Raw genomic sequence first — 20339 nt, 5'->3', positions numbered from 1 at the left:
GAACTAATCTTTGTTTTCAAGCATTTATTGCAGCTTTGTTTTAAACCCTTTTAAAAAGTGGTAAACAATCATCCCATTTTGATCCGTCCGCAAAATTTGAACGTTCTTTTTTTGTAGTGTCACTAAAGTTTCTGTGTTAGGGTGCCCAAATCGATTTTTCACACCGCAAGAAATAAGCGCAAAATTCGGATTCACTTTTTCGATAAAAGCTCGTGTGGAAGAAGTTTTACTTCCGTGATGTCCTACTTTAAGTACGTCTGCTTGTATATCTTCTGTTTCCAAGAGTTCCTGTTCAATTTCCTTTTCAGCATCCCCCGTGAAGAGCCAAACAAGTCCTCCTAGCTTCACTTTCAGAACAAGTGAATTATTATTCGTATTAGATACTTCTCTATAAGGAGACAAAACTTGGAAACGATAGTCTTTGCCACCGATTTGGTCTCCCTTCTCGAGCTCCATCACTGGGATATCTTGAAGTTTGAGAAGTGCCTCCTGCAAAATTTTCTTCTTGGCAGCATTTTTAGCAAAATAAATTCTTTTGATTTTAATTTCAGTAGCGAGCTCTTTTAAAGCTCCCATATGATCTGCATGAGCATGCGTAATAAAAACTTTATCGAGCTTAGCTATTCCCTTCGATTTTAAAACTGGAGTTAAAAGATCTTGACCAATCGAAAAGGGATGCTTGCGCTTTTGCCAATCTTCTTTTGGAAAAGCTATTTGCCCGCCTGTATCAATTAGATAGTTTCCTTTATTTCGAGGAAGTTGGATCAAAATACTATCGCCTTGCCCTACGTCTATCATACTCACTTCACCAGAAAATGGAAAGTTACTCAATTTAGCACTTAGAAAAAATAACATTGTGAAGAAAAACACAATTTTGAAATAGCGCTTTTCCCAGCATAGAAAAATAAGAAATGTAATAAAAACAAGCAGTAAAGTATATAAACCAGTTGGCTTCCCTGTTGTAAACATCGTTCCATTAAAAATTTGAAAGAACTCAGTTACTTGTTCCATGATGGTAACAAAAAAATCAAGTAAAATATTTAACGGTGTTAACAGTATGGGAATCTTTGAAAATAAAAAACAAATAAAAATAAAGGGAACAAGAAAACTTGAAAAGAAAGGAACATACAAGATATTGAGGAGAATACCTATTAAAGAGAATTCGAAAAAGTGGAATAATAAAATAAGGGCTGAGGCAAGTGTCGAGATGATTGAAATAATAAAAGCTTTCCCGAAACTGCTAGTAGCTCTTTCGATCAATTGCCTTCCTAACAAAATAGCAAAAGAAACTGCATATGAGAGTTGAAAGCCTGCATTAAATACTACATAGGGATTTACAAGAAAGCTAAATAAAAAGACTAGTGAAATTGCACAAATAGGAGATATAGGGCGTTTTAATTTTACCCCTGTTAAGATAAATAGTGTCATTCCGCATGCACGAATGACTGGCGCGCCAAATCCAGCGATCAGTGCATAAAAAGGCAATATCCCAAATAGAAGCGTTTGGCTTGTCTCTTTGGTAACACCAAAGCGAAGAAGCAAAAAATAACATAAACCAACAAATAAGTTAACGTGAAGACCCGAAATCGCCAAAAGATGAACCACACCTAGTTTCTGGTATTCCGTATAAAGATCTTGATCAAAAGTTGATTTATCTCCAGTAATCAGTGCCGCAACGTAAGGCGCAGTTCGTTTGCTGAAATGTTCATGGATATATTCTAGTAGATTTAAACGAAAATTTTGAATGCTTGATGCAAAGGTTTTTTTCATCCCCACAGGAATTAGTTTTTCAGCTTGAAAGATAGTATGGATTTTTTGTCGTTTGAGATAATCTGCATAATCAAATTGATTAAAATTCCGTGCCACGTTTGGTTTTTCGATTTGACCTGAAACCTGAAAAATGGTGCCATAACGAATTTTTTTAAGCTGTTCTTTTTCCTTTTCACTTTTTATTTGATAATGCAAAACGCTTTTTTCATGATTTAAATTTACCACGGCTGAAAAACGATCGCCATCTATTTGTAAAGACTGAATAATGCGGACAGTTGCGGACTTGGCTGTTTGTTCTTGCCCGGAGACATTCAAAGTGTCAGTTAAAAAATAGTAGAAAGCTGCAAATACTAAAATACAAAAGAAAAAAAGAGCTTTCTTGATTTGTTTACGTGAAAGTAAGTAGCCGCAAAATAGCAAACCAGCTAAATGAAAAAGAGGAGTCCAGAAGACCCCTAGAACACCAGTGATGATTGCAACAACGCAGAAAATAGCCAAGTGTTCAATAATCTGTTTCCTCCTCTATTTGTTTTTATAATTTGGTTTCGATCGACTGAAGCAAGATTTTCGCTTTGTCTTCTGGCAAGTCTTGTTCGTTTATCGCCTCTGTCACATTCGCCAACAGTTGTTGTTTTGAAAGTAGTCCATCGTTTAAAATTTCATGATCAAAAGGAACTTTCTTTACTTCGACACCCGCTTGTTCAAATAGCTCGATCGCATAGGGATTATTTTTATAGTCTTTTGCATAAAAAACGGCTTTAATGCCCGCTTGAATAATCGATTTACAACAAGCCACACATGGAAAATGTGTGACATAAAGTTCTGCTTGGTCGGTGGAAGCGCCAAATTTCGCACATTGTAAAAGTGCGTTCATCTCAGCGTGGATGGTTCGAATGCAGTGGCCTTCAACGATCAAACAGCCTTTTTCTGTACAATGATCCCCACCAGCAATGGAACCATTATAGCCACTTGCAATCATTCGTTTATCTCGAACAATTGTTGCTCCAACCATCAGTCGTGTACATGTACTTCTTGTTGAAATTAAATGACTTTGCGCCATGAAAAATTGATCCCATTCAATTCGTTTCATCTTTTCGACTCCTTTCGTCTCTCATAATAGTATAATTCGACAGTGAACAGTCGTCAATCAAATCTAAACTTCTAAATGAGCTTTCAATTTTTCAAGCGTCTTTTCTCCAATTCCTGAAATTTGTGTTAAATCTTCTATTTTAGTGAATAGGCCTTCTTTTTCTCGGTATTCAATAATGGCCGCTGCTTTTGCTTTACCAATCCCAGGAACTTGTTCTAAATCTTGTGCGGTTGCTTGGTTAATGTTCACCTTAGTTGCCTCCGCTTGTCCCGATGCGCTCCCAGAGGAATCAGCGACTATCAAAGAACTTTTTTCACCTTTTCTAACCACCTCAACAACCATCTCATCTTTCAACTTTTGAGCTAAGTTGACTGAATTTGGATCGGCTTCAGGTAATAATCCCCCTGCTCGCTTGATTGCATCTTTTACACGACCATCTTTTTCAATTTGATAAACACCTGGTTCTCGAACTGAACCTTTCACATCCACAAACACAACCGCTTGTTTTTCTTCTTTTTTGGTCGTTTCACTCTCTTGCGTTTTCGCTTCCTGTTTTGTAGCGGCTGGCTTAGAAGCGCTCGTCCATTCATTTTGCTCTTCGTGGTTTGATTGGAAAACAAAAAAGAAGCAAAACACAAGCACGGCAATCAAACCAGCTGCTCCAATCAAGCACCATTTTTGATTTTTTTGGTAGAATTCTTTTAGTTTTAGCACGGCAAGATCCTCCTCTTGCTTCTCTATTCGCCATAAATTTCCCCATTCCTCCTACAAGCCTCCAAAAAGAAAAAGCCAAAAATTTATTTTTTGGCTTTAAAAAAGACTCGTTCTGTTTTTTCATTTGGTTTTTCATCACTAAAATCTGCAAAAACTTGAATATCGCGAAAATTTGTTTCTAATAACATTTTTTTATAGATTGAAATCGGGAAGGTTCGTTCTTTATGCAATTCATCTTTTCGGATGTAGCGCTCTCCTTCTTCTTCTCGGATAAAAAAACTTAGCTCATGTTCGACGGAATGTGGATACTCACCTGGAAAGGAATTCCAAATGGTCGCAACAAAGGGATCCCCCTCCCCGTAACTATAATCTTGAAAAATGCAATCCATTTTATATACGGAATGGACATCAAATAAAAAAGTGCCGTCTGGCTTTAAATGACGAAAGACATGTTGGAAGGCAGCGCGAACTGCTTCTTCTGTTTCTAGATAGTTTAAAGAATCACAGAAGCACGTGATGGCATCGAATTCTTTCTTTAAGTCGAAATGAGTCATATCAGCTTGAATGACGGGGATATCAAGATCGATTTGAGCAAATTTTTCTTTGGCCACGCGAACCATTTCAGGTGCTAAGTCTAACGCGGAAACTTGAAGTCCCGCAAGTGCCATGCGCAAGGAAAACTCACCGGTTCCAGCAGCAAGATCTAGTAAAGAACGGGTTTCTTCTGGCAAATGCCTCAAAGCAAAATCAGTCCAAGCATCATAGAGTTCACTGTCCATCAGTTCATCGTACACAACGGGGAAAAATTCGTAACTCATTTTGTTTCTCCTCTCTATTCAAAAAAGCAGCAAGAGGAACCTCGCTGCTTCTTCACTTTCTTAATAGGAAAAAGCTTCCGACACGTTTTCAAGCGGCGCGTCTCCCCATAGTTTTTCCAAATTATAATAAGAACGTTCATCGCGATGAAAGACGTGAACAATGACGTCTCCTAGATCAATCAATACCCACTTCGCTGCGTCAAAGCCTTCTAAGCGTTTCACTTCAATTTCATTTTCTTGTGCCTTGTCTTTAATTTCTCGTGCAATCGCCTGCACTTGCTTATCCGAATTACCGTGACAAATCACAAAATAATCGGCGATGCTTGAAAGCCCCTGCATGTTTAGCGCGAGAATATCCTCCGCACGTTTGTCATCTGCAGCGCGTGCAACGAGCATCAATACTTCATGACTATTCAAATCGTTTAACATCTCCTTCTTGTTTTAAAAATGCGAATGCGTTATAGCTTTCAAATGTATCAGGAAAAATCGGGTGTTCCTTACTCGAAATATACGCGATTGTACGGCGAAGTGCAAATAGCATTCCTGCGTCAAGTGACGTTTTCGAATAGGCTCTCGCTTCTTCTACTCCTGGAAAATCACGACCAGGTTCTGTATAATCTGCTAAAAATAGAATTTTATCTAATTTGTTCATCTTCGCACTTCCGGTTGTATGGACACGGATTGCTTCTAAAATTTCAGCGTCTGTCACGCCAAATTCTTGCTTAGCAAGATAGGCTCCAACTGGTGCATGCCAAAGTGCATGGCTATACTCTAACAACCTTGGATCCATTTTTTCGGATCGAATGAGTTTTTCTGCTTGGTCATCTGGATAATATTTCGCGTAGTCGTGCAGCAATGCCGCAATGCTCGCTTTTTCCGTCGATTCCCCGTAAATTTCCGCATAGAGAATCGCTGTTTTTTCAACCCCTAATGTATGTTGAAATCGTTTTTCTGGCATGGCTTGTTTAATTTTTTCTAGCATTTCTTCACGGTTCATAAAAATGATGCTCCTTTATATAGGCGGCTACTTTTTCAGGAACGTAATAATCAATCGGGCTTTTCTTCCAACATTTTTCTCGGATTAATGACGAAGAGATATCCGTTTCCGGAACGGTTACATTTAGAACTGGATACTCGGAATTTAGGGAGTATGCCGGTCGATTGACACCAACAAACGTTACTAGTTGAAGCAGCTCTTCAATTCTATACCACTTGGGAAGATATTCAACCATATCGCCGCCGATGATGAAATAAAAGCTTTGATCGGGCTTTTCTTTTGTCATTTCAAGCATGGTATCGAACGTATAGCTTTTTCCTTCACGGGAAAGTTCACGCGCATCCACTTCAAAATGCGGATTGGATGCCGTTGCGAGTTCAAGCATATGCACCCGGTCTTTTGCTTCTACAAACCCGCTTTCTTTTTTGTGGGGAGGAATTTTATTCGGTAAAAAGATAACTTTTTTTAAGCCCAGTTGCGCGTAAACTTCATTCGCTATGATCAAATGAATGATGTGCGGTGGATCAAAGGTTCCCCCAAGTATTCCAATTTTTTCCGTCAATTTTATCACCTCAGCTGATTAAGGCAGCTCGATTTGTTTATTCTTACTGGATTCTTTATACAAAATAATCGTTCTGCCAATTACTTGTACTAGTTCACTTCCAGTTCGTTCGCTAAGCATTTCTGCTACTTCTTCTTTTGGCACTTCACAGTTTTGTAAAACGGATACTTTTAACAATTCACGCGCTAGAAGCGCATCGCTAATTTGGCTTACCATATTCGGATTTACGCCTCCTTTTCCAACTTGAAAAATCGGCTGTAAGTTGTGTGCTTCTTTACGTAAAAAGCGTTTTTGTGGCCCGGTTAGCATTTCTATTCCTCCTCAAATGAATCGAGTACGGCTTGCCGCATGACAGCCCGATCCGGATTTTCTTCTGTCCAAAGTTTAAACGCAAGCGCGCCTTGATTCACAAACATCGCTAGGCCGTTTTGCGTAATCGCTCCTCTTTTTTTGGCTTCTTGTAAAAAAGGCGTTTCAAATGGATTATAAATGATATCTGAAACAAGTGTGCCCGAAGAAAGCAAATCGAGCGCAAGCGGCAAATCGCTATTTTCTGCGTTTAAGCCAACCGCTGTTGTTTGAATGATAATCGTAAACTGAGAAAGCTTATTCGCAGCTTCTGTGAGCGTAATCGCTCGATCCTTACTTCGTGGTTCTAGCATCTCTTCTGCTTTTGAAAGCGTTCGGTTGGCGACTGTCACTTCACCGTTATACGATTCTTTTAGCGCGAGATAGATGCCCTTACTTGCTCCCCCGGCTCCGATAATTAACACACGATCTGAATCTTGTAATGGTCTTTTTTCTGTCAATCCTTCTAAAAAACCTCGACCGTCTGTATTATAACCGACCCACTTATTTTGTCTCCGAACGACTGTATTTACCGCTCCACACTTTTTCGCAAACGAATCCACTTCATCCAAATAAGGAAGGATTCGCTCTTTAAAAGGAATGGTAACATTAAAGCCATCTAAATCGGAAAGAAGCAAATCCGTTATTTCTTGGTCAAATAATTCTTTGCTTAATTTTTTTCGTGTATAAATAGCGTCAAGCTGCAAGTCTTGAATGGCTGCCTGGTGCATAATTGGCGAAAGTGAATGCACAATCGGGTTTCCAATAACAGCAAAATGTTTCATTTTATTCACCTCAAATAAGTGGTTCGCGAATGGAAACGGAAACGCCTTCTGGAACCCAAGCAGTCACTTTTACGCCGCCTTCCGGAACGGTTACCCAGCCAAGCCCGGAAAAGACGATATCGGTCTTCTCACGAATTGTGAACGGGTGTGGAACAAGTTCTGGAAGATCGGCTAACTCTTCTTTTGTCGGAGGGGCTAGAACTTCCCCTTTCTGCGTTTCATATAAATGATCGGCATTCGCAAGTTTTGTTCGGTGTGGCTCTAATTCGTTCGACATATAGACGATAAATGAGCTGCGCGGACCAGATGTGAAATCGAGACGTGCTAATGCGCCAAAAAACAAAGTTTGCGCTTCGTTAAGCTGGTAAGCAAGAGGCTTGATTTCTTTTTTTGGCGTAATTTTTTTAAGTGTTTTTGTACCGATAAAGTGAGCCATTTGATGATGATTAATGATTCCTGGTGTATCAACTAGCACACTCCCGCCAGCAAGCGGAATTTCAATTTTATCAAGCGTTGTTCCAGGAAATTGAGAAGTTGTAACCACATCTTTTTCTCCAGAAGCACGTTTGATGATTTGATTGATAAGCGTGGATTTCCCAACGTTGGTACAGCCGACAATATAGACATCATGTCCATTACGTAACTCCTCAATTCGGTCAAGCAAAGTCTCAAAACCGCTTCCCTTTTGTGCACTGACAAGGGTTACGTCTTCTGCAAGCAAACCAAGATCTTTTGCCCGTCGTCTCATCCAGCGTGTCAATTTATCTCGCTTCAGAGATTTCGGCAGTAAATCTTCTTTGTTGCCGACAAGAAGGACTGGATTATTTCCAACAAAGCGGTGTAACCCAGGAAGCCAACTGCCATCAAAATCAAAAATATCTACGACATAGACGATCAGTGCTTTTTTCGATCCTAATTCATTTAAAATCTTCAAAAAGTCATCATCCGTTAAAGGAACATCTTGAATTTCATTGTAATGCTTCAAACGAAAACAACGCTGGCAAATAACCGTTTCTTTTGTAAGCGATGATTTCGGTGCATAGCCTGGTTTTGACTTATCTTCAGATTGAATAATCGCACCACAGCCAATACATCTAAGCGTTTCTGTCAAAGTGAATCCTCCCATTCTAATTTTTGTTTTTTCGAAAGACGTTTTAAGATAATCCGCTCCATAAAGCGGTTAAATTTCGTAGCAAGACCATCTGTTTCTTTTACAGGCCGTACAAAAACCGTGAAGAGTTTCTGTCTGTTCCCGCCAAAAATGTCTGTCATAATTTGGTCACCAATCATAATGGTTTCTTCTGGTGTTGAATCCAGTTCTTTGAGTGCTTTTTTAAAGTTTTTACCTAAAGGTTTTCGTGCTCTTGCAAGAAATGGAATTCGAGTCGATTTAGCTACACGTTCCACACGCTCTTCTGAGTTATTCGAAAGAATCATCACTTTGATTCCTGAAGCTTCAAGAAGCGAAAACCAGTTGATAATTTCATGTGTTGCATCCATTTCATCCCACGCAAGAAGCGTATTATCAAGATCCGTTAAGATCGTTGTTTTTCCCATTTTTTTCAAATGTTCCGCTGTAATTCCAAACGGTGAATCGAGCATTTTATCTGGTGAAAATTGCTTTAACAAACCCCGCACCTCATTTTCTTTTTCTGCTCCTCTTGGATTACGGAGAGGAGATAACCTACAAATTTTATCATGTTTTGATTTATTTTACAAAAAAACCTGAGATACTGCTATAATAAAGAAGTGAAAACGGAATAGTATGAAACATTTTTTGATATCAAGGAGGAGAAATGGATGACAAAACCCTATTCAGAAGTTTGGGATCTAGATTCAATCTATCAAGGTGGCAGTGCATCAGAAGAACTGCATGAAACTTTGCAAGCGCTAAAAGACGACTTGGATCTTTTTATTAAAAATGTAGAAGAATGGGCAGTTCCAGAAAGCAAAAATGATGCTGCTGAATTTCTTCTCTTAATTAATCAAAATGCCGATCTCTCAAAAGGATTTATGAACGCCGGTTCTTACTTGGAATGCTTGCAATCTGCTGATATTCGCGATGAACGTGCGGCCACTCTTGCAGCACGCGTTTATGGTTATGCTGCTTTACTTCAAACCGCACAAGATGATTGGCATGATAAATTTATTCAAATTGAAGATCGCGTTTGGAACGAAATTTTACAGGAAAACGGCTTTAGTCAAATTGCTTTTGTGTTAAATGAAGCACGTGACAATCGCCGTAAAAAAGGCAGTAAACAGCAAGAAGCTCTCATTAATGCCCTTTCTGTTGATGGCTATCAAGGTTGGTCAGATCACTATGACACAATTATTGGCACGGTTCGTGTCAAAGTAACGATTGACGGTAAAGAACAAGACTTGTCTGCTGGTCAAGCTTTAAATATGCTAAACCATCCGAAGCGTGAAGTCCGGGAAGCCGTTTTTAAAGCTTATACGGAAAGCTTCCAAGCAGAAAGCCGACTATTTGCGGATACGCTCAATCATTTAGCTGGATTCCGCTTGCAAACTTATAAGACACGTGGCTGGGACAACGTTCTAAGTGAGCCGCTTACAATCAACCGTATGCAGCAAGAAACACTTGACGCGATGTGGAATGTGATTCGGGATAATAAAGCTACTTTCGTAAACTTTTTAAATCGAAAAGCAAAGTTACTAGGCATTTCCAAATTGAGCTTTTTTGATGTCGAGGCTCCCCTTGTGTTTTCGGGAACTCCAAAAAAATATACGTATCAAGAAGGCGCAGATTTTATTTTAACTCAGTTTAATAAATTCAGTCCGAAAATGGCTGAATTCGCTAAACACGCTTTTTCAAGTCGCTGGATCGAAGCGGAAGACCGAGATCACAAACGTCCCGGAGGCTTTTGTACAGATTTTCCAGTTGAAAAGGAAAGTCGCATTTTCATGACTTATGATGGTGCGCCGTCGACAGTTGCAACGCTCGCGCACGAACTGGGACATGCTTTTCACTCGTACGTGATCCGGGATGAGCCTTATGAAAATACGGATTATGCGATGAATGTGGCTGAAACGGCCTCTACTTTTGCAGAAATGATCATTGCTGATGCTTCCGTAAAAGAAGCGAATTCGAAGGAAGAGAAAATCACTCTTCTAGAAGACAAAATTGGTCGGAGTATTGCCTTTTTCATGAACATTCATGCACGTTTCCTCTTTGAAACTCGTTTTTATGAAGAACGCAAGAAAGGGATTCTCTCAGTGGATGATTTGAATCGCCTGATGGAAGAAGCCCAACGTGAGGCTTACTTGGATTCCCTTGATGAATACCATCCGCAATTTTGGGCATCGAAGCTACACTTTTATATCGCAGATGTGCCTTTCTATAATTTCCCTTATACGTTTGGTTATCTCTTCTCACTTGGCATCTATAGCCGTGCTATAAATAGCGGCGAAAGCTATGAAGATGCTTACATTGCGCTTTTAAAAGACACCGGCGCGATGACGACAGAAGAACTTGCACAAAAACATTTGGGCGTTGATTTAACTAAACCAGATTTTTGGCGAGAAGCTGTTGATATTACCATTAAAGATGTAGAGGAATTCTTGGAACTGACGAAAGATCTTTAAAAAGGTGCAAAGAAACGCGACAATGGGCATTGTCGCGTTTCTTTTTGTCTTTTAGATTCCTTTACGTAAAAGCGCTAAAATCGACTCAGAAGAAGCCTTAGCAGCAATTTCTAAAAATTCATCAAATGACATCGCCGCTTCTTGATCTGAAACATCCGAAATAGCTCGAATCACAAGAAATGGTACTTGGAACCGGTAAGCAACTTGTGCAATCGCTGCTGCTTCCATTTCAACAGCACACATATCAGGAAATGAAGCAAACAAAGCCTCTTTTTGCGTTTCTTGCGAAATAAAAGAATCATTCGTTACTACAAGTCCATAAACCGCCTTGTTTGATGTTTCTTTAAAGTGCTCCGCGTAAATTTGTTCCGCCTTTTTTAGTAAACTGCGATCGCCTTCATAAATAGCTGGCATTTGTGGAACTTGCCCAAAACTATAGCCAAAAACGGTGGCATCCACATCGCCATAAGTCAGTCGATCAGATAAGATCACATCGCCTACTTTTAAGTCTGACCCGATTCCACCCGCAGATCCAGTATTAATGATTACTTTAGGTGCGTAACGATCACAAAGAATCGCTGTCGAAACTGCCGCATTCACTTTTCCAATCCCCGATTCGACAAGAACGACTCTTTGTCCTTCCAGATTCCCTTCATAAAACTGTGCACCTGCAATTTCCACGGTTTTACGTTCTGTCATCGCATCACGTAAAATTTGAACTTCCTCCTGCATCGCACCGATAATTCCAATCATTATGATCCTCCTCATGCAAACAAAAACGCCAGGTCGCAACCAGACGTTTATCGCTTGTCGTTTTCTTTCAGTTTTTCAACCTTTTTTGGTTCCCAGCCTTCGCCGTCTTTCCACTTGATATAAACGCGGTAAGTCTCATCTGGTTTGTCTTTGCTTGAAATGGTTCCGATCGATTCCGTTGCTGGATCATTTCCCCGTCCAACAAACCAAAGCGTCATATTATCACTTGCAATATCTGTAGCTTCCGAGAAAGCCTTAATTTTTTCTTTCCAGTCCATACTCGTTGCATCATAAGAATTCACATGTTCTCCCGATTGACTCGTTCCAACTGGTTTCCACTTTTTCTTAATAACTTCTTGGACATTTGGATCATTGCTTTTCGTAGTTGTCTCTTTTTCATCTGATTGGTCTTTTTCAGGTTTTGCTTGATCTTTTTTATCCTTGTTTGAAAGATTGGCATCTTCCTTCTTCTGAACGGAAGATGCCGTTTTCGTTGCTGGTGCATCATTTTTATCTCCAGTCGCAAAAATGACAAAGTAAACAGAACCGACAATAAGTAAAGAAACAATGATGATTAAAATATTTAAAACCAAATTTGTTTTCTTACGCTTGGTATTTGTCTGCATCCGAGAGCCTTCTACATTGTTTTGTTTGACCCAGCGATTTTTGTTTTTAGATTGTCTTTCAACCATAGGATTTCACCACCTTATTCACAGATACCCGGGTATTAAGCTTCGATTTTAACGATTTTAACAGTCATTTCGCCGCCGGGAGTTTGAATAGCGACTTCTTCACCCACATTATGTCCTAAAAGACCTTTTGCAATGGGGGAATCATTAGAAATTCGGCCATTAAACGGATCCGCTTCCGCGCTTCCGACGATGGTATAAGATTCTTCATCGCCATCAGGAATTTCAGTAAAAGTAACTTTCTTTCCAAGTGTAACCGTATCATTATCGACTTCTGAACCATCAATAATATGTGCATTACGAAGCATATTTTCAAGCGTCGTGATTCGACCTTCCACAAAAGCTTGCTCATCTTTCGCGGAATCGTACTCAGAGTTCTCAGAAAGATCCCCGAAATCACGTGCGATTTTAATTCGTTCTACAACTTCTTTCCGTTTTACTGTTTTTAGTTCGTTTAATTCTTGTTCTAATTTTGCTTTCCCTTCAAGCGTCATGGGATATACTTTTTCAGTTGCCAAATTTGTTCTCTCCTTTGATATCGTATCGATAAGTATAGAAAAGTACGGAGATCAGCGCCCCGCACTTTTTGAAAATCTGTTGTTCTAGAAAAAACTACATGCTTTTTCAAGTGATTATCTTGTTTACTATCAGCATTTTACCGCAAACGCTCTGCTTTTTCAAGCAAGCATCCTTTAGCCATGAAGATTTTCTTCCAAAACTGCCGCAATTTTCGTTGTCATTAGGTCAATGGCAACATGATTTTGTCCACCCTCTGGAATGATAATGTCCGCATATTTTTTTGTTGGCTCGATAAATTCATTATGCATCGGCTTCACGACATTTAAATATTGATCGATGACAGAATCAAGCGAGCGTCCCCGGTCTTTAATATCACGTAACAAGCGACGAATGATGCGGATATCATCATCAGTATCCACATACACTTTAATATCCATCAAATCGCGCAATCTAGGGTCTTCTAAAATTAAAATCCCCTCTAAAATGATCACTTCTCGTGGTTCTTGATGAATCACTTCATCGGAACGATTATGAACCGTATAATCATAAACAGGTTTACTAATAGCCTGATAGTTCAACAGTTGTTCCACATGTTCAATCAATAAATCAGTGTCAAAAGCTAGCGGATGATCGTAGTTTGTTTCAAGTCGTTCTTCAAAAGATAAGTCTGACTGGTCTTTATAGTAAAAATCCTGTTCTAGCATTAGGATGGAGCATTCTCCAAAATGCTCATAAATTTTTTTGCAGACACTCGTTTTTCCCGAGCCAGAACCGCCAGTTACCCCGACGACCACTGGTTTTCTTTTCATCATCCGTCTCTCCTTCTCGTGACCGCGAGTCCATCACCAAGCGGAATAATGCTCGTTACAAACTCGGGTTGATCCATCAAAAAGCCATTAAATTTACGTATTTTCTTCGCGATTCTTGCCTTTTTTTGTACCTCAGGAAGCTCATCCAGCGCAAGTCCTTTAAAGAGAACATTGTCGCTATAAATCACACCGTGAGCTGTTAAATGCGGGCTGTATAAATCAAAAAACTTTTCATATTGAGCTTTGGCCGCGTCAATAAAAATCGCATCAAATGGTCCTTTGCTCACAAGCTTTTCAAAATCTAAAAGTGCATCGCCAAGCACAAGTTCCACTTGGTTAACCCCAAACTTCTTCACATTTTCTTGCGCGATCGAAAAACGTTCTTCATCACGTTCGATTGTAATAATTTCAGACTCTGGCAAAGTTTCTTGCATTCTGAGCGCCGAATAGCCAATTGCTGTCCCAAGCTCTAAAATTCGTTTAGGACGCTGGATCGCCATGATTTGCAGCATGGCGTGTAGTGAATCTTTTTCCATAATCGGAACCGCTTCTCGCTTTGCATACGCCTCTATTTCAAGAAAAAAAGGTGTGCTTACAGGAATTTGGTCCAATAAATAATCATGAATGAGCGCATCCATCAGTTTAAAAATCCCTTCCATTCTGTTAAAAAATTAATTTCCATTAATGTGTTCTGCTTTTAATTTATTATGTTCTTCTAATGTTTTGGAAAAATATACTTTCCCTGTTTTCGTGTTAGCAAGGAAATACAAATAGTCGGTTTTTGCAGGGTAAAGTGCAGCTTCAATAGAAGATTTTCCACTATTTGAAATTGGTCCAGGCGGAAGCCCGTTGTTTAAGTACGTATTATACGGAGATTCTACTTTCAAATCTTTATAAAGCGTACGTGATTTATGTTTTCCAAGGGCATAGAGAACGGTCGGGTCAGTCTGTAAGCGCATGTTTTTATTAAGTCGATTATAAAATACACTTGCAATCGTTTTCCGGTCGACATTTTCTGTAGCTTCTTTTTCAATAATAGAAGACATTGTTAGTAGTTCATGAACACTTTTCTTTTGTTTTTTGAGTTCCTCGCGGTAAGGTGCAAGATTTAATTGTGTTGCTTTCACCATTTCTTCAAGAATAGCGTCAATTTGAGGTTTTGCTTCTTTAAATTCATAAGTTGCTGGGTAAAAATAGCCTTCAAGCGGGTGCTTGATAGAAGCGTTTAATACATCTTTTGTTACTGTATCAGGATACTTCTCAATCATTTTTTTGACAAAAGCTTGATCGTCCATTTTCTTGAGCACATCTTTTTTCTTAATGGTTGGCACGTACAAAACAATGCGTTCTGCAATTTGATCAAGTGAATACCCTTCTGGAATGATTAAACGATCTGGCACGGCTGTTTTCCCGGATTTTAAGACCTTTACAATTTTTTCAGTGTCCATTGAAGGACTAAGTTCATACCTACCGGCTTTTAAGTTCATTTCATTGGTATATTTCACATAATAGGAAAATAAAGTGGCGCTATTAATGACTTTTTCATCTTCTAAAATGTTCCCAATTTTTTTGGCATTTGCACCAGAAGGAATTTCTACTACTATTTTTTCTTTGCTATCCGAATCTTTGGCATCCAATTGTTTTTTTACATAAAAATAGCCTGCAATCGTGATGATAACAAGAATGAGTACGATGAGCGAGATAATGATCGTAATTTTTTTGCCTTTTGAGCTTGCCAAGCGTAATCCCTCATTTCTTAATCTTTGTTCAATTTATTATAACGATTTTTTCCTCGTGTGACTATCTCTTTTTTACTAGACACGAAAATTTCTGAAAGAGTTTCTCTCTTCCAGAAATTTGATCGCGTGATTGAATTAAGCTTCAATAGATTCAACAGATTCAATGTTTCGTTTATAAAGACGAACAGAACGTCCTTTATCATCATCAATCAAGAAGGTCCCTTCTCCTGTTGGTACGAGTGCATCTGTGATTGCTCGTTTTTGTGAATCACTTTCAACAGTCTTAGCATAAGCACGTCCACTTACCATATGTACAGTTACAACAAATTTTTCCATTTTTAGCCTTCTTTCTTCGAATTTCGAATATATTTATACTAACAAAGTTTCTTAAATTCGTCACTTCAAAAAGATTTAATCGTTTTTTATTCATTTGTGCTATAATAAAAAAGTTAACAACTGAACGTATTAAAGGAGTCTTGTCATGTTACACACGTTAATCCAAAGCCTGCAAGATTTTGTCATGTTTTTGATTGATACTCTTGGTCATTTTGGCATTTTTCTTGCAATGCTAATCGAAAGTGTCTGTATTCCGCTTCCGAGTGAAGTAATCATGCTTTTTGGTGGCTTTATGGCAGAAGCTGGAAAACTAAATTTTTGGTTAGTTGTCTTTGCAGGTATTTTAGGGAATCTAGTCGGATCTTGGATTGCTTATTATATCGGTAAAAAAGGTGGTCGCGCCCTTGTTCTTCGATTCGGAAAGTATATTTTCTTGAATGTAAAACATCTCGACCAAGCTGAACACTGGTTTAATCGCTACGGTGCATCAGCAGTCTTTTTCGGACGCGTCTTGCCAGTTATTCGGACTTTTATTTCTTTACCCGCTGGGATTGCCAAAATGAATATCACTAAATTTACCATTTACACGATCCTAGGCTGTATTCCTTGGAATATTTTCTTGACTTGGCTTGGATTCACTCTTGGATCCAACTGGTCTGTCGTTGAGAAGTACACACGACCTATTAGCTATCTAATTCTCGCGCTTTGCGTCGTTTTCGTTATTTGGCTCGCCTATAAGATTTGGAACAAACGAGCTCGTAAGGAAACAAAAAAAGACATGTAAACTTCCGCCGCGGCTTGAAAAGATCAAGCCGCATTTTCTTGAAGTTACATGTCTCTTTTATTTATTCTTCGTCTTCGTCCGCTAAAAAAGTAGCTAGAAGCTCTTCGATCATATCCCACTCTTCGTCCGTTTCAACAGGTTTTAAGTTACCTTCTTTCCCGTTTTCACTTTGTTCGTAGGAAGATGCCAAAATTTCGATTTCTTCATCCTCAGAAGCCCCTGCAGGGAAATAAAGCACATAAGATTTTCCAAAATCATCTGAATCAAAGTCAAACAAAATTTCGTATTTCTCTTCTACGCCTTCTTCGTTTGTAATCCAAATGATATTTTCTTCTTCTCCATGGTTATGTTCATGATTGTGCTCGTGATTATGGTTTTCTCCCATTACTTTTCACCTCATTTATTATTTGCATCCAAAAAGGATTGTAAAATCATCACTGCTGCAAGCTTATCGATCACAAGCTTGCGTTTTTTTCGACTGACATCCGCTTCAAGAAGAGTCCGCTCAGCAGCTTGCGTTGTAAGTCGTTCATCCCACAAAACTACCGGAATCCCCGTTCTTGCTTCAAGAACTTCAGCGTATTTTTTTGAGCTTTCAGCACGATGTCCAAGTGAATTATCCATGTTTTTGGGAAGTCCAACGACAATTTTTTTAACTTCATTTTCTTCCACAAGCTCTTTCACTCGATTATAGCCAAACTGTTTAGCTGCTTCATCGATCGAAATGGTTTCAATTCCTTGAGCCGTCCAACCGAACGCATCACTAATTGCAACGCCGACTGTTTTCGAGCCCACATCCAGTCCCATAATCCTCATTTGTCACCAATTTCATTGTTTTTTAGATAAGCGCGAACAAGCTCTTCGATGATTTCGTCACGTTCTAGCTTGCGAATCAAATTACGCGCATCTTGATGCCTTGGGATATAAGCCGGGTCGCCAGAAAGAAGATACCCAACAATTTGATTAACTGGATTATAGCCTTTTTCCTGTAATGCAAGATAAACTTGCTTCATAATTTTCCGGACATCTTCTTCAATTGAATCGTCGCCAAAATTATAGAACATGGTTTGATCTTTTGTACCCATAACGTGTCTACACCTCTATTCCTTCACTTTCCCATCTATTTTACACTAATCTTACGACATTGACAAAGGAATACGCCACACTTAACCTAATTTTAATATTTCAAGAAAAAAGAACGCAATATCGCGCTCTTTTTTCCGAGATTAGCCTTGCATCTCTTGAATAATAGTTGGAACGGCTGCAAGCGCTTTTTCTAACTCTGCTGGATTTTTCCCGCCAGCTTGTGCGAGATCAGGCTTTCCTCCGCCATTTCCGCCGCAAAGCTGCGCGACTTGCTTGATGATGTTTCCTGCATGAAGTCCGCTTTCCATCGCTTCTTTTGAAACAGCTGCGATTAAATTCACTTTTTCAAAAGAAACGGCTCCTAAAACAAGAACCCCACCGATATTTTTTTCTTTCCAGTTATCCACAAATTGGCGTAAAGCTGCCATATCTTTTGCTGCAACTTGTTTAGCGATCACATTGATACCGCCAACATCTTCCCCGCTTTCAAAAATGGCTCCACTTGCTGCATTTGCTAGTTTCGATTGTAGGGATTCGTTTTCACGGCGCACCTCGCGGAGTTCATGTTGTAGCTGTTCAATTTTTGTTAAAACTTCTTTCGGATTCGTTTTCAGTTTCGAAGCGGCATCTTTTAGTTGTTGTTCTTGCTCTGTTACAAAATGATAAGCCGCTTCACCAGTTACCGCCTCAATACGGCGTGTTCCAGCCCCAATTCCTGTTTCTGAAAGAATTTTAAACTGCCCAATTTCAGCTGTGTTTTTCACATGTACGCCACCACAAAGTTCAATGCTATAGTCTCCAATTTGAACCACGCGGACGATATCTCCATATTTTTCACCGAATAAAGCCATTGCACCAAGCGCCTTTGCTTCATCAATTGGCATTTCATTAATCGAAACCTTCAATTGTTCCCAAATTTTTTCGTTCACAATCGTTTCCATTTGTTGCAGTTCTTCTTCAGTAATTTGACCAAAATGAGAAAAGTCGAACCGCAGACGATCCGGTGCAACAAGTGAACCGGCTTGATTCACATGCTCGCCTAACACATCTTTTAGTGCACGATGAAGTAAATGTGTAGCAGTATGATTTTTAACGGTTTTCCGTCTTCCTTCCGCATTCACAGTTAGTTTCACATGATCGTGAGTTTTCAAAACACCTTCTTCAACTACCATTCGGTGAATATTTTGCTTGTTAGGCGCTTTTTGCACGTCTTTAACGAATGCGAGTCCTGTTTCGCTTTGAACAGTTCCGTGATCGGCTATTTGACCACCACTTTCAGCATAAAATGGTGTTTCTTTGAAAATCGCTTCTACTTCTTCTCCAGCTTTTGCTTCCTCTACAAGTTCATCATTTTGAATCAAATAAAGAATCTCAGAAGCATGAACAGTCGTTTCATACCCGACAAAAACACTTTCTTCGGTTAAACTTTGTAAAAGCTCCCCTTGGACTTTCATAGACTGAACATCTGCACGTGCTTTTCTTGCACGATCGCGCTGTGCTTCCATTTCCTTTTCAAAGCCTGCGTGATCCACTTGAAGTGAATGATCGAGCGCATATTCCTCAGTCAGTTCTACAGGGAATCCGTACGTATCATAGAGTTTGAAAATATCTTTCCCTTCAATCGTTTGATTACCTGTTTTCGCATCTGCAATCAATTCTTCAAGAATCGCAAGCCCTTCATTAAGCGTTTCGTGGAAGCGTTCTTCTTCTGTACGAATCACTTTTTCAATAAAGTCTTGTTGATTTTCCACTTCTTTATAGAAGGAATTCATGATTCTTCCCACCGTGGGTACAAGTTTGTACATGAACGGCTCATTGATTCCAAGAACTTTTGCATAACGAACAGCTCTACGAAGCAAACGACGTAGCACATAGCCTCTTCCTTCATTCGATGGGAGTGCACCATCTCCAATTGCAAAAGCCACTGTTCTGATATGATCTGCAATCACTTTAAAAGCAACATCTTTTTCTGGAACGACTCCGTATTTCTCACCAGAAATCGTTTCAACTTCACGGATAATTGGCATGAAAAGGTCTGTTTCGAAATTTGTCGGAGCATTTTGAATGATCGAAACCATACGCTCCAGTCCCATCCCCGTATCAATATTTTGTTTGGGTAGTTCCGTATAGGAGCCATCTGGATTGTGATTAAATTGTGAGAAAACCAAATTCCAAATTTCTAGGTAGCGTTCGTTTTCGCCACCTGGGTAAAGTTCAGGGTCATTCGGGTCGTTTCCAAATGCTTCCCCGCGATCATAAAAAATTTCGCTATCTGGCCCACAAGGTCCGCCGCCAATATCCCAAAAGTTATCTTCAATTTCAACGATTCGATCATCAGCCAAGCCAATTTTTTCTTTCCAAATCTTTTTCGCTTCCGTATCTTTTGGATAAACTGTCACGTACAACTTATCAGGGTCAAAGCCGATCCACTCAGGGCTCGTTAGAAATTCCCAAGCAAATGTAATGGCGCCTTCCTTAAAATAATCCCCAATTGAAAAATTCCCCAACATTTCAAAAAAAGTATGGTGTCTGGCGGTTTTGCCGACATTTTCAATATCGTTAGTACGAATAGATTTTTGAGCGTTAACAAGACGTGGATTATCAGGAATCACAGAGCCGTCAAAATATTTTTTCATCGTTGCAACCCCACTATTGATCCATAAAAGTGTGGGATCGTTCACTGGAACAAGCGATGCACTTGGTTCAACGGTATGTCCGTGTTGTTTAAAATAGTCAAGAAACATCTGTCTAACTTCACTGCTTGATAATGTTTTCATTTCAATTTCCTCCCTTAACAAATAAAAAAAGCCTTGCAATCGTTGCATCAGGGACGAAATTTTCGCGGTACCACCCTGTTTGCAACGACACAAGACTTGTATCATTACCTCTTCATGTCTTTAACGCAAGACTTACGTTTTTTTTGCGTAAGAGAGCAAT

The 20339-nt window shown here is 39.4% G+C and carries 24 protein-coding genes; 2 read left to right on the top strand and 22 right to left on the bottom strand.

Annotated elements, in window-relative coordinates; genetic code table 11:
- Positions 1-24: 24 nt before the first annotated feature.
- The 11 genes from HCK02_RS04430 to HCK02_RS04380 all read right to left on the bottom strand — a co-directional run bounded on the left by HCK02_RS04430 (position 25) and on the right by HCK02_RS04380 (position 8713).
- Positions 25-2268, bottom strand: a complete 2244-nt coding sequence (locus HCK02_RS04430; RefSeq protein ID WP_167628910.1) for a DNA internalization-related competence protein ComEC/Rec2 — start codon at positions 2266-2268, stop codon at positions 25-27.
- A 34-nt stretch (positions 2269-2302) separates the two neighbouring features.
- Complete coding sequence (locus HCK02_RS04425; RefSeq protein WP_167628909.1) at positions 2303-2860, bottom strand: ComE operon protein 2; 558 nt, start codon at positions 2858-2860, stop codon at positions 2303-2305.
- Between the two features lie 63 nt (positions 2861-2923).
- Positions 2924-3574, bottom strand: coding sequence for a helix-hairpin-helix domain-containing protein (locus HCK02_RS04420; RefSeq protein ID WP_167628908.1), 651 nt, complete (start codon positions 3572-3574; stop codon positions 2924-2926).
- An 83-nt stretch (positions 3575-3657) separates the two neighbouring features.
- A complete protein-coding gene (locus tag HCK02_RS04415) occupies positions 3658-4392 on the bottom strand; it encodes a class I SAM-dependent DNA methyltransferase (RefSeq protein WP_167628907.1) in 735 nt (244 codons plus the stop codon).
- 60 nt (positions 4393-4452) lie between these two features.
- Positions 4453-4809, bottom strand: coding sequence for a ribosome silencing factor (rsfS, locus tag HCK02_RS04410; RefSeq protein WP_036073463.1), 357 nt, complete (start codon positions 4807-4809; stop codon positions 4453-4455).
- Complete coding sequence (gene yqeK / locus HCK02_RS04405; protein WP_167628906.1) at positions 4802-5389, bottom strand: bis(5'-nucleosyl)-tetraphosphatase (symmetrical) YqeK; 588 nt, start codon at positions 5387-5389, stop codon at positions 4802-4804. The genes rsfS and yqeK overlap by 8 nt, the downstream gene beginning before the upstream one ends.
- Positions 5379-5951, bottom strand: coding sequence for a nicotinate-nucleotide adenylyltransferase (locus HCK02_RS04400; protein ID WP_167628905.1), 573 nt, complete (start codon positions 5949-5951; stop codon positions 5379-5381). The genes yqeK and HCK02_RS04400 overlap by 11 nt, the downstream gene beginning before the upstream one ends.
- A gap of 18 nt (positions 5952-5969) precedes the next feature.
- Entirely contained in the window at positions 5970-6260 is a 291-nt protein-coding gene (yhbY, locus tag HCK02_RS04395) for a ribosome assembly RNA-binding protein YhbY (protein WP_115752512.1), read from the bottom strand.
- 2 nt (positions 6261-6262) lie between these two features.
- Entirely contained in the window at positions 6263-7084 is an 822-nt protein-coding gene (gene aroE / locus HCK02_RS04390; protein WP_167628904.1) for a shikimate dehydrogenase, read from the bottom strand.
- A gap of 10 nt (positions 7085-7094) precedes the next feature.
- On the bottom strand, positions 7095-8195 hold the full coding sequence (gene yqeH, locus HCK02_RS04385; protein ID WP_167628903.1) for a ribosome biogenesis GTPase YqeH: 1101 nt from the start codon (positions 8193-8195) through the stop codon (positions 7095-7097).
- On the bottom strand, positions 8192-8713 hold the full coding sequence (locus HCK02_RS04380; protein ID WP_115752515.1) for a YqeG family HAD IIIA-type phosphatase: 522 nt from the start codon (positions 8711-8713) through the stop codon (positions 8192-8194). Before HCK02_RS04380 ends, yqeH begins: the two co-directional genes overlap by 4 nt.
- A gap of 171 nt (positions 8714-8884) precedes the next feature.
- On the opposite strand from HCK02_RS04380, the gene HCK02_RS04375 reads away from it, so the two are divergent.
- A complete protein-coding gene (locus tag HCK02_RS04375; protein ID WP_167628902.1) occupies positions 8885-10687 on the top strand; it encodes a M3 family oligoendopeptidase in 1803 nt (600 codons plus the stop codon).
- A gap of 51 nt (positions 10688-10738) precedes the next feature.
- Here the strand turns inward: HCK02_RS04375 and HCK02_RS04370 are convergent, their stop codons facing one another.
- The 7 genes from HCK02_RS04370 to HCK02_RS04340 all read right to left on the bottom strand — a co-directional run bounded on the left by HCK02_RS04370 (position 10739) and on the right by HCK02_RS04340 (position 15532).
- Positions 10739-11443: a 5'-methylthioadenosine/adenosylhomocysteine nucleosidase gene (locus tag HCK02_RS04370; RefSeq protein WP_246215524.1), complete on the bottom strand. Its 705-nt coding sequence runs from the start codon at positions 11441-11443 to the stop codon at positions 10739-10741.
- A 44-nt stretch (positions 11444-11487) separates the two neighbouring features.
- Positions 11488-12132, bottom strand: a complete 645-nt coding sequence (locus HCK02_RS04365; protein WP_167628900.1) for a YrrS family protein — start codon at positions 12130-12132, stop codon at positions 11488-11490.
- A gap of 35 nt (positions 12133-12167) precedes the next feature.
- Entirely contained in the window at positions 12168-12647 is a 480-nt protein-coding gene (greA, locus tag HCK02_RS04360; RefSeq protein ID WP_115752519.1) for a transcription elongation factor GreA, read from the bottom strand.
- Positions 12648-12821: 174 nt separating this feature from the next.
- Positions 12822-13457, bottom strand: coding sequence for a uridine kinase (udk, locus tag HCK02_RS04355; protein WP_167628928.1), 636 nt, complete (start codon positions 13455-13457; stop codon positions 12822-12824).
- The gene (locus HCK02_RS04350) at positions 13457-14095 is read right to left on the bottom strand and encodes an O-methyltransferase (protein ID WP_167628899.1); all 639 of its coding nucleotides are present in this window, start codon (positions 14093-14095) and stop codon (positions 13457-13459) included. The genes udk and HCK02_RS04350 overlap by 1 nt, the downstream gene beginning before the upstream one ends.
- A gap of 33 nt (positions 14096-14128) precedes the next feature.
- Positions 14129-15196, bottom strand: coding sequence for an endolytic transglycosylase MltG (mltG, locus tag HCK02_RS04345; protein ID WP_167628898.1), 1068 nt, complete (start codon positions 15194-15196; stop codon positions 14129-14131).
- Between the two features lie 135 nt (positions 15197-15331).
- Complete coding sequence (locus tag HCK02_RS04340; protein WP_115752522.1) at positions 15332-15532, bottom strand: hypothetical protein; 201 nt, start codon at positions 15530-15532, stop codon at positions 15332-15334.
- Between the two features lie 145 nt (positions 15533-15677).
- Here HCK02_RS04340 and HCK02_RS04335 point away from each other — a divergent pair, with 145 nt between their 5' ends.
- On the top strand, positions 15678-16316 hold the full coding sequence (locus HCK02_RS04335; RefSeq protein ID WP_167628897.1) for a DedA family protein: 639 nt from the start codon (positions 15678-15680) through the stop codon (positions 16314-16316).
- Positions 16317-16377: 61 nt separating this feature from the next.
- Here HCK02_RS04335 and HCK02_RS04330 read toward each other — a convergent pair whose 3' ends face one another.
- The 4 genes from HCK02_RS04330 to alaS all read right to left on the bottom strand — a co-directional run bounded on the left by HCK02_RS04330 (position 16378) and on the right by alaS (position 20179).
- On the bottom strand, positions 16378-16701 hold the full coding sequence (locus HCK02_RS04330; protein ID WP_115752524.1) for a DUF1292 domain-containing protein: 324 nt from the start codon (positions 16699-16701) through the stop codon (positions 16378-16380).
- Between the two features lie 11 nt (positions 16702-16712).
- Positions 16713-17132, bottom strand: a complete 420-nt coding sequence (gene ruvX / locus HCK02_RS04325) for a Holliday junction resolvase RuvX (RefSeq protein WP_167628896.1) — start codon at positions 17130-17132, stop codon at positions 16713-16715.
- Positions 17129-17401, bottom strand: coding sequence for an IreB family regulatory phosphoprotein (locus tag HCK02_RS04320; protein ID WP_115752526.1), 273 nt, complete (start codon positions 17399-17401; stop codon positions 17129-17131). Before HCK02_RS04320 ends, ruvX begins: the two co-directional genes overlap by 4 nt.
- A 141-nt stretch (positions 17402-17542) precedes the next feature.
- Entirely contained in the window at positions 17543-20179 is a 2637-nt protein-coding gene (gene alaS / locus HCK02_RS04315; RefSeq protein ID WP_167628895.1) for an alanine--tRNA ligase, read from the bottom strand.
- Positions 20180-20339 lie beyond the last annotated feature (160 nt).

It is taken from the genome of Listeria valentina, assembly GCF_011800755.1.
Lineage (GTDB): Bacteria > Bacillota > Bacilli > Lactobacillales > Listeriaceae > Listeria > Listeria valentina.
The sequence above is the reverse complement of the archived record's forward strand: the minus strand, read 5'-3'. Positions and strand labels throughout refer to the sequence as shown.